Genomic DNA, 9,347 nt, shown 5'->3' with positions numbered 1-9,347 from the left:
TTTTCCGCCTTGTAAAACGCAGGCTAGCTCTGCATTTTTACGCTGCGATTTTCTGTACTTTTATTATGCGATATACACCAGGTACGCTGAGAAGGCTCTTACATCCCCGACGTAGGATTCAATCGTTTTCGGCGCGATCCCGTTCTCCACAAGATACTCTGTGAATTGCTGAATCACGTCCATCTTTTAGCACCTCCTGACATGCAAAAAGACCCTAGGGCTAATCGTTAGCCTTCGGGTCTACGCGTTTGATCCGGCGAACTTGCGAAACGCACGACACATCTCGCCTTCGTCATCTCCCCACGCCTGTCTGATGTCCTCCGGGTCGAGAATGCGAAAATGTCCGGTGAGCCTGTTCCGCTGCAGCTTCCACCCGTTTCTCCTGTCCAAGGTGTCCCAGAGCACTTTGCCGCCCGCCGTTTTGGTTGGCAGGTTTGGAAACAGCATGTGCGAACACCTCCTTTCCCTTTCTTTGAACGCAAAAAGACCCTGCATCCTTTGCTTGGACACAGGGCCGATCGGTTCTGGAACGTTTTTGAGCCTCGTACAGCGTCAGCGGTGGCAGATGCGGCACCTTCTGCCGCTGCTTTGGATACAGACGCTACTTGCGGAACATGGAGGGGAAGGCTAGTGAAGTTGCTGCTTTAGTTTTTGAATTTCATCTGGAGAAAGTTCCGTGTACCTTGCAATTTTGTCGATTGGTTCCCCATCTGCTAACATATTCAATGCCATTTTGATTGCCTTTTGCCGCTCGCCTTCCGCTTTTGCTCCCTTAATCATGTTGAGCTCATCCTTCAGCGCCTTCTCCCGCAACTCGTACAACCTGCGAGCCTCGGCATCCTGGCTCAGAAATTCAAGGACGTTGACCGCCTTGCGAATCGTCGGTTCGCTCATCGCCAATTCCTCCAGTTTCTTTTTGCTCTCGGCTTTAAAAAATAGCATCCACTTGACCAACATATCGCTGGTTTCCTGGTGCACTCCTGATACCTTGGGCAATTCGAGAAAGTGGATCTCCAGATCGTCGGTTAACACAAATCCTTTCTCATCCTCCCGCAGCCGAAACACACTGTGGTAGTTCTCTGTCGGAAGGTACTCAAAGTCTATGATCCTGATCGTGACCGTTTTTTTGAGGTTCCGGTACGGTTCACCTTCGGCCAGCTGTCCCTCGTACATCTTTGCCCAATAGTACAGGGAGCGCTTCTCCATGTCGTACTTGTTGTGAAGCTGCACTTCGATGTTGATCTGTTCGCCCGTCTTCGTTTTCGCTCTCACATCGAGGATGGAAGCCTTGTCTCCGACCTGATCGGCGTTGATGTGCGGATCAACCAGGATGATTCCTTCAGCTCTTTACCTTCCTCCGGTTTCAGCGTGGCATTGAGAAACGATAGCAACAGATCTTTGTTTTCCTCGGTGCCAAAGATTCGTTTGAACACAAAATCGACGATTGGATTCATCCGCTTGGTCACGCCATCACTCTCCCTTCCCCGTCCTTTGTCTGTATTACCATTATACCACCGGAGCGCGGTTCAGACACTCCTGCACAAACCTCCTTTCTGTTCTATCTAAGGGAATATTAAATGTCTGAAATTGGGTTTGAATCGGTTTTTGGTGATGAGGAAAGGGATGGGGGACAGCGAGGGCCGGAAAGTGGGAAACCGACTAGACTGGCTGCAGTTTTTATACTAATCAGCGGGGGTTTCAGGCAAAAAGGTTCGCACGCTTGTTCGCTCGTATGCAAGCGATACCGCCGATCTTTGAACGACAGGATTTTTCAGTGAGCTTAGGTAGAGTTTTGCAGCGAGTTATGTTGTGTCCAGCAAAAACGGGAATGAAGAGGGAAAGCCGTAGCGAGAATACATGAAAGCTGCTACGAGAGCAAGTGAAAGCCGCAACGAGAACAAGCGAAAACAGTATCGAAAACAAAGCACAAGCCCTGTACAAGCCCCACGAAACCCTCCCCCCACCCCCACATACATATTTTTCAAATCAATATAAATAGACGCTAATCACCGCTTGTATTATACTTTTTTGTATATAAATGACTTAGTAAATAAATGTAAAATTATCCATCTGATTCTTCGTTTTTCCACTCGACAGGAATGATGCCCACTTGCAAAGTGATTTTCTCAACAAAAAAGCAAAGCTGCTTTTCGCAGGCGTGTCGATGCTGGCTGTGTCTGGCTGCCTTTATTTCTTCATGTTGGAAAAGCAGGTGCCGTCGCCGACGGAGAAGTTTATTGTCGAGCACATGACCAATCCGAACGGGACGCTGGCTACTTATCTGCTGGACGCTCCTGCGGAGACGGCGGACATCGTGGCCGGGAGAGAGGCGTTGGCGGAATCGCTTGGCCTCTGGATGCAGTATGCGCTGGCGAGGGACGATCAGAAGCTGTTTGACAGCAGCTATCAGGTGTTGCATCGGTACTTTCTCTCGCCGCAAACGTATTTGTACTGGAAGCTGTCAGCAGATGGTCAGTCGCATGTGACGACGAACGCGTTTGGGGATGATTTGCGGATCGTGGACGCGCTGTGGCAGGCGGCTGACAAATGGGAAAAAGAAGCGTACAACAAGACAGCAAACGCTGTAACAGAAACCTTGCTTGCCTTGTCTATACAAAACGGATATCTCGTTGACTTCCATGACTTCGCAAAAAAGGAGTCTCCACACACGCTCAGCCTCGCCTACGTCGACATGTCTGCCCTCAAAAGGATGGCCGATCACGGGATGATCGACGCGGATATGTACAACCGCTACCGGGACCTTATGCGGAATATGCCAGAGGACGGATTGTTTTATCCTAAAATATTCCACGTAGAGAAACAAGTGTACAGCTATGATGACTCGATCAATTTGATCGACCAACTGATCGTCGCGCTGCATCGGGCGGAGATCGGGGAGAGGTCGGAGGCGCTGGTCGGCTTTTTGAAAAAGGAATTTGCGCAGCGTAAGCAATTGCCAGGGCGCTACGACCGTTTAAGCAGGACGCCTGCCGTCTCCTACGAATCTCCGGCGGTCTATGGGCTTGCTATTTTGCTTGCTCTGAAGCAGGACGACCCGGACTGGGCCCGCGAGCTGTATGAGCGGATGGTCAAGCTGCGCAGCGAGGATGCCCGTTATGTTGGCGGATATGTTTTTAACGACAACACGCACATCTTCGACAATCTGTTTCCGCTTTTGGCAGAGGAGGCGATGCGAAGCTACCTGGACTGATGGGAGCGGAAAAATCTATGAAAGGAGCTGAATCATGAACAACAATTCTCCGACGCGCAAGATGGAGATCGGGTATGCCATCCTGTTCCTGCTCACGGCATTCCAGGAAGCGCTGGTTTACGTGCAAGTCTATTGGAAGCAAGCGTACACCTTGACCGAGTTTGTTCTCAGCATGGCGATCCTGCTGGCGCTCTTGCTTGGCTTTACGGTGCCGATGGGGGTATCGGTTGTTCTCATATTCGTCTATATGGTCAGCTACACGGTCTGGCTGGCTACCTACGCGGAATCCAGTGTCATCGTTTACGCCTGGATGCTGGTGATTCCGGCGAATGTGCTGGTTGCGGCATTTATCAGGTCGTATTTGATTCGCAGCAAACGCATTGTGGAACGGCTAGAGGAGCTGAAGGAGATCAATCCGATTATTGATCTCGACACGACGCTGGGCAACAAAGAGGCTCTGGCGGAGACGGTAGTCAAGCAGTCCAATCTGGCCAAACGCTATGAGGATAAATACAGCTTTTGCATGGCGATGTTCAAAATCGAGTTTTTGTCGCTCGTCCAGGAAGCGCTCGGCTCGGAGCGGTATGCGCAGTTGTTGCTGGAATTGTCGAATACGATTCAAAAGCAGATTCGCTTCGAAGATTACAAGTTTTCGCTCGATGAAGGGCGGTTTGTCATTTTGTTGCCGATGACGAACAAAGACTATTTACAACGGCTGACGGGCCGGATTAAAAACGCGATGATGGACGTGTCGTTTACCGATAAAAAAGGGCGGCCACTGGAGCTGGTCATTCGCTCGGGAGCGCTTGTGTTCCAAAAAGACCAGTTTAGCCAGTATGAACAAATCGACAACGTGATCGCGGCGCTCGAACGGAACGCAGAGCTGGATCTGATCGGTGAATACATTTAAGCATGGCTAGCAAGCTAGGAGGGGAAAGGGGGGCTTCCGATGTCGTACACGAGCTGGTTTATCCCCTTGTGCATAGCGGTCAGCGTTATTTTTACCGTAGCCATTCTTTTTCTGACGGTCGCTACTTTCGTTTTTCGCGACAGAGTGAGCAAAAAATACGATCGGAGTAAAATCAGTGGCTGAACTGTTGTTGCTGCTCGCGATTATCAGTATTTGGATCGCGGTGTTTGAGTCGGCTGTCATTATGCTGGGGGCAATCCGCTTTGTTTTTCGGCAAAGTAAAAAGGAATTGGTGATTCCGGCGAATATGGAATCATATCCTACCGTGACGGTATTGGTGCCGGCGCATAACGAGGAGCTGGTCATTTCCGCGACAGTGGAGCATATTTTGCAGTTGAACTATCCGGTCGAGAAGCTGCAGGTGATCGTCATCGCCGACAACTGTACGGACCGCACGGCAGAGATGGTGCGGGCGGTGCACGCCAGACCGGAATTTGCGCAACATCATTTGCAGGTGATGGAGCGGACGGGCACCGGGGGGAAATCCGGCGCGTTGAATGACGCGTTGCGGCTGGCTACTGGCGAATGGCTTTGCATTTACGATGCCGATGCTGCACCGGAGAAAAACGCGTTGGCTTTTTTAATGCAAAAGGCGATGGAGCAGCCAGAGCGGTACGGAGCGGTGTTCGGTCGCAACAAGGCGCGCAATCGCGACCAAAATTTTCTCACCCAATGCATTAACTTGGAATTGGTCACTATGCATCGCGTCTACCATACGGGGCTGTGGGAGCTTTTTCAGCTTGGCTCGATTCCGGGGACGAATTTCATCGTCAAGCGCTCGCTGATCGAGGAGGTTGGCGGCTGGGACGAGGAGTCGCTGACGGAGGATACGGCGATTTCCTTTGAAATATTGAAGCGGGGGCAACTGATCGCGCTCGCGCCGCGGGCAGAGGCCTACCAGCAGGAGCCGGAGAAGCTCGGCGTCTACATCAAGCAGCGCAAGCGGTGGGCGATGGGCAACTATCAGTCCATTTTCGGGAACATCACGCATTTGTTCGACGGGACGAGCTGGCGGATCAAGCTGAAGCTTTTGTATTACGCAGCCAGCTACTTCTGGTTCATGGTAGCCATTATCGTTTCGGATATTATTTTTGTGACCAATCTCGTCTACAAAATCATTTCCTTGTTTCATCCCGAAGTGGTTTCGCCGTTCCAGTTTGCCGAAGACATCTACGTCTATCTGGTAGTCGCCTGGGCGCTGATGTATTACTTGTACGTGCTGCAAATCAACCTCGCGCTGGCCTCGGACATCGGCCAGAGCACGACGAGAAACTTCGTCTTGTCCTGCCTCTCGTATTTCACGTATGCGCAGTTGTTTATTATCATCTCTGTCCAAGCGTTTTTCGGGTTGTTGATGGACAAGGTGACGAGAAGAAAAAGAAAGTGGTACAAGACGCAGCGCTTCACATGAGTGAGCGCGCTCGCTTGTTTGCACAGAGTCTGTCGGCGGAGGGCAGGCTCTTTCTTGTTTCTTCCGGTCTTTCCAGTCGATGGGCTGACCGTTATGTGAATCTGTTATAATACGAGTACAGATTGTTTGAGGAAAAAATAAACGGGCTCGCTGGAGACGGAAACGGGTGGAGAGAGCAGTGAAATACGACGTGATTTTCTTTGATGTGGACGATACGCTGATGGATTTTGACTTATCGGAAAAAAATGCGTTGGACAAAGCTTTTCGCGAGTTTGGGTGGCCAGAAGGCATGACCGATTACGAAGCGGCCTACCGCGAGATTAACAAAGGCTTGTGGCGCGAGCTGGAGCAGGGCGGCATTACGCTCGCGGAGCTTGGGGTGGAGCGATTCAAGCGGCTGTTTGCGGCTCATGAGCTTTCCGGGGATGCGGAAGCGTTTAACCGGCTTTACCTTGCGAATCTGGGGCAGGAAGTGCATCTGCTGCCAGGAGCGGTAGACGTATGCAGCCGTCTCGCCGACTGTAGGCTGGCGATCATCACAAACGGGTTTGCCGAGGTGCAGACGTCGCGAATCCGATTGTCTCCGCTGCAAGACGCATTCGAACAGATCATCATTTCCCAGGAGGCCGGGTTCCAGAAGCCCGACCAAAGAATTTTCGATTATGCGTTTTCCCGGCTGGCGCTAACGGATAAGAAAAAAGTCCTGATGGTAGGCGATTCGTTAACGTCCGATATTCAAGGAGGACACAACTACGGGATTGATACATGCTGGTACAATCCGCACGGCAAGGAAAACCATCTGGGGATCACGCCGACGTATGAAATCCGCGACCTGACAAATTTGCTGGGAGTTGTCGGCAGCAGCGTCGAGAAAATCATTCACATATAAGTTCATTCTTTTTTTCTTATATATACGAATGTTCGGGCGGTATAATAATCCTATTACTTATGATCTAATTGTTTCTGGAGGAATTACCATGGATCATACAACAGATCTTCTGCAGCGTATCGAGACCATGCGTAAAGAGTTGTCTGAGTTGGTCTTGGAAAAAGGTAGTTTTCTGCATCCGACTGTGATCGATATGTCGCAACAATTGGACGAGTACATTGTGAAATATCAAAAATGCCTCCAGTTACACACATAAAGCAGGAAGAAGTTATCCACACTCTGTGGATAAACTTGTTACTAATTGTCTGAATAGTTCTATTTTATTAGGTCTGCCCCAGTTTTGAGCCAGCTTTTTTAGCGTTGCTCAAAAGCTAGGCAGCTTCATTCGCACTCGCTCCTTTTTTTCGCGTGGCCGCAATCAGCAGCAGCAGGAGCGGCAGCACGACTTGCATCAAGAAGCCGTAGTAGGGGAGCGAAGTCATGTCGAAACGCAGATATTTTTCCTTTTTCAAGCATGAATGTTCACCTCTGGCTAAACGTAGTACCCGTCGATTATTTTTCCATCCATTTTTCCAAAGGCTTGAACAGTGTATTCAGCCATGTAATCGGTCCTGCCATATTGGGCAAATCGAATTGAGCCAGTGCCCATCCGCACAACAAGAGCGAGAAAAAAGCGATTTTGTCTCTCAGCGGTTTCTGTCTCAGGGCAGGCAGTTCAAAGAGGACAATCAAAATCACAAGCACCGTAACGCCTATTGTGACGCCCCATCTCACTTTTGTCTCACCTCATCTTCCGGTATGCCGCCTGGAACCGTGACCAAACCGGGACGGCGGATAAACGCCTCGATCCACGAGTTTGACCAGCTCGGGACTGCTCATGTTCAGATTGGAGCGAAATCCCGAGAAACAGGTAGCGCAGCCAGCGAATCGCCGAACCGATGACGAAGCGCTGGTAATAATCCTCCGCCGCTTGAAACAGGGCGAAAAAGGTGATCGGCGCAATGAGGACAAACGGTGTCCCGTCGATCAAAATGACAACTCTGCCCTCCAGCAAGGCCGAACAGGCTGTGTCTGGCCGTTCGGTATCTTTTAATTGCGGAAAGGGCGAGGCGGGGTTGTCCTCAATCATTTCTTCTATATATCCGCTCTCCAAAACTCCGTCGATCTTGATCCGTTTTAGCCGGGCGGTCACTTCTTCGACAAGAGTGTAGTCGACAAGTCCCTCCATATAGGCACTTGCTCGGCCATCCTTCCGAGATCGGGAAAATCGCTTTCTGTCACGTGCATGAGCGGCATCAGCACCTGCTGGTCGACGTCCTGGGCGGTGCAGAGGCCGCTGATGAACACGAGATACGCCTTGGTCGTCTTGCCGATAAAAAAAGGGCGGAACACGACGTCAGAGCATTTGTGTATAGTTGTTACTCCACAGTTTGCCCAATTATGAATTTTTTAATCTGTTGTCAGTGGAATTGTCAGTATTTTTCAACGATTTTACAAAAAAGAACCAACTGAAACGGTCAGTTGGCTCAAAAGATATTCCCCAAGTTATTTGTTTAGACACTTCTATTTTATCAACAACGAATAATAATGTAAACTTTCTCGCCAAATGGAAGTTTAATCGGGGAGAAGAGGCACCCTTCCATTCCTTGACATCCCTAATGCCTACAGGTATCCTTACAAATATTACTCGTCTCTGACGCAGACAGGTCAGCCGGCTGGCTGCCACACCGTGCATTCTCGATCAAAAGGCCGTAACAGGCGGGAGAATGCCAAGTTTTCTATGTTGCAAAAGGATGTCACTATGCTATAGTGAATGACGAACGCAAACTCTATATAAATGTAGAGAAAAGTTGGGAGCGGTGCTATGTTATCCTTCTTGAAGAATTTAATGGGGAAGACACCTACCACCAAAGAGGTGCGAGAGCAGGTTCAGGAGGAATCCATTTTGTCCGCTTCTGATACCGAACAGTCTCATCAGGAAGCACAAAAACAAAAAGAGGCATCTGCCGGCGTCGTAACAACGCTGTCCTTGCATGAATCGTGGGAAGCGAAGCTGAGTACGCAGGAGAAATACGCGCTTTCCTTTATGGCTCAGGAGCTGGAACCGCTGCCGGAAGGGAATATCTCTCTCGCAGGAACAGCGCTTGTTCCGCATGATGATGGAATCGAAGTGACGGCGTTTATCCGCAACAGCTCGGACCGTCCGATCCGCCTGAAGGAAATGACGCTGGTGGTATTGTTCGGGGATCAGCAGTTGTTTACCCGCCAAGCGTTTGACTTGAGCGAGATAGGGGAAATTCCGCCGCGATCAGCCAGACCGTGGTCGTTTGTATTTTCACGCGAGCACTTCCTGGAGGTAAACGTGCTTTTGGCTAACTGGAAGGTCGCATTCGAGATGGCGCAGAAAAAAATGGTGCTGCCGCAACAGTTGGAGCTGGAAGAGTCGTGGATCAAGGCGCTGTCGGATGCGCAGAAAAACTCCTTGATCGAACTGGCGAAAAATCTCCCTGCCTTAAAAGAGGGAGAAGTGAATATCCAGAGTGTGCAAATTCGTCGCTCCCCGGAAGGAGCCCTTCACGTCATGCTGTTGATCCGCAACGGCTCTACGCAGTCGCTCTCCTTTGAAAAGCTGCCGCTCGCTCTCTACGATGCGACAGGGGCAAAGGTGGCAGAAGGAATGTTTGAGCTTGGCAGTTTGACCGTGAATGCCAATACGAGCAAGCCGTGGCTGTTTATTTACCCTCCGGAAAGTATTTTGGTGGAGCAGCCGGACCTGTCGCGCTGGAAGGTGAGTGTTCCGCAGCAAGCGTAGAGAGTCTGGTTTGCATGGGCGATGGGGAAATGTATATCATGAGGAGAGAGAAAC

General features: G+C 50.3%; 11 protein-coding genes and 2 pseudogenes. 6 read left to right on the top strand and 7 right to left on the bottom strand.

Annotated elements, in window-relative coordinates; translation table 11 throughout:
- Positions 1 to 63: 63 nt before the first annotated feature.
- The 3 genes and pseudogenes from AC3WQH_RS21495 to AC3WQH_RS21485 all read right to left on the bottom strand — a co-directional run bounded on the left by AC3WQH_RS21495 (position 64) and on the right by AC3WQH_RS21485 (position 1,466).
- Entirely contained in the window at positions 64 to 183 is a 120-nt protein-coding gene (locus AC3WQH_RS21495; RefSeq protein ID WP_005836701.1) for a site-specific integrase, read from the bottom strand.
- A 57-nt stretch (positions 184 to 240) separates the two neighbouring features.
- On the bottom strand, positions 241 to 447 hold the full coding sequence (locus tag AC3WQH_RS21490; RefSeq protein WP_003842539.1) for a hypothetical protein: 207 nt from the start codon (positions 445 to 447) through the stop codon (positions 241 to 243).
- Between the two features lie 180 nt (positions 448 to 627).
- Positions 628 to 1,466, bottom strand: a pseudogene (locus AC3WQH_RS21485) (Rpn family recombination-promoting nuclease/putative transposase).
- A 644-nt stretch (positions 1,467 to 2,110) separates the two neighbouring features.
- Between AC3WQH_RS21485 and AC3WQH_RS21480 the strand changes: the two are divergent.
- The 5 genes from AC3WQH_RS21480 to AC3WQH_RS21460 all read left to right on the top strand — a co-directional run bounded on the left by AC3WQH_RS21480 (position 2,111) and on the right by AC3WQH_RS21460 (position 6,737).
- Positions 2,111 to 3,211 carry a glycosyl hydrolase family 8 gene (locus AC3WQH_RS21480; protein WP_005836707.1) on the top strand — a complete coding sequence of 367 codons (1,101 nt, stop codon included), beginning with the start codon at positions 2,111 to 2,113 and terminating at the stop codon, positions 3,209 to 3,211.
- Positions 3,212 to 3,245: 34 nt separating this feature from the next.
- Positions 3,246 to 4,121, top strand: coding sequence for a GGDEF domain-containing protein (locus AC3WQH_RS21475; RefSeq protein WP_025844199.1), 876 nt, complete (start codon positions 3,246 to 3,248; stop codon positions 4,119 to 4,121).
- 175 nt (positions 4,122 to 4,296) lie between these two features.
- Entirely contained in the window at positions 4,297 to 5,592 is a 1,296-nt protein-coding gene (locus AC3WQH_RS21470; protein ID WP_005836712.1) for a glycosyltransferase family 2 protein, read from the top strand.
- Positions 5,593 to 5,770: 178 nt separating this feature from the next.
- Entirely contained in the window at positions 5,771 to 6,481 is a 711-nt protein-coding gene (locus tag AC3WQH_RS21465; RefSeq protein ID WP_005836714.1) for a YjjG family noncanonical pyrimidine nucleotidase, read from the top strand.
- Between the two features lie 88 nt (positions 6,482 to 6,569).
- Positions 6,570 to 6,737, top strand: coding sequence for an aspartyl-phosphate phosphatase Spo0E family protein (locus AC3WQH_RS21460; RefSeq protein WP_005836716.1), 168 nt, complete (start codon positions 6,570 to 6,572; stop codon positions 6,735 to 6,737).
- A gap of 115 nt (positions 6,738 to 6,852) precedes the next feature.
- Here AC3WQH_RS21460 and AC3WQH_RS21455 read toward each other — a convergent pair whose 3' ends face one another.
- The 4 genes and pseudogenes from AC3WQH_RS21455 to AC3WQH_RS21440 all read right to left on the bottom strand — a co-directional run bounded on the left by AC3WQH_RS21455 (position 6,853) and on the right by AC3WQH_RS21440 (position 7,873).
- A complete protein-coding gene (locus AC3WQH_RS21455; protein ID WP_157179546.1) occupies positions 6,853 to 6,993 on the bottom strand; it encodes a hypothetical protein in 141 nt (46 codons plus the stop codon).
- Between the two features lie 40 nt (positions 6,994 to 7,033).
- Complete coding sequence (locus tag AC3WQH_RS21450; protein WP_007784930.1) at positions 7,034 to 7,255, bottom strand: hypothetical protein; 222 nt, start codon at positions 7,253 to 7,255, stop codon at positions 7,034 to 7,036.
- Positions 7,256 to 7,370: 115 nt separating this feature from the next.
- Positions 7,371 to 7,715, bottom strand: a pseudogene (locus AC3WQH_RS21445) (spore germination protein); the annotation flags it as partial.
- Positions 7,670 to 7,873: a hypothetical protein gene (locus tag AC3WQH_RS21440; protein WP_025844201.1), complete on the bottom strand. Its 204-nt coding sequence runs from the start codon at positions 7,871 to 7,873 to the stop codon at positions 7,670 to 7,672. The gene AC3WQH_RS21440 and the pseudogene AC3WQH_RS21445, both read right to left, overlap by 46 nt.
- 472 nt (positions 7,874 to 8,345) lie before the next feature.
- On the opposite strand from AC3WQH_RS21440, the gene AC3WQH_RS21435 reads away from it, so the two are divergent.
- A complete protein-coding gene (locus AC3WQH_RS21435) occupies positions 8,346 to 9,293 on the top strand; it encodes an accessory Sec system S-layer assembly protein (RefSeq protein WP_007784928.1) in 948 nt (315 codons plus the stop codon).
- The last annotated feature ends 54 nt before the right edge of the window (positions 9,294 to 9,347 follow it).

The organism is Brevibacillus sp. FW301-21C12A, from assembly GCF_058788915.1.
This window is presented reverse-complemented; position numbering and strand designations above follow the sequence as displayed.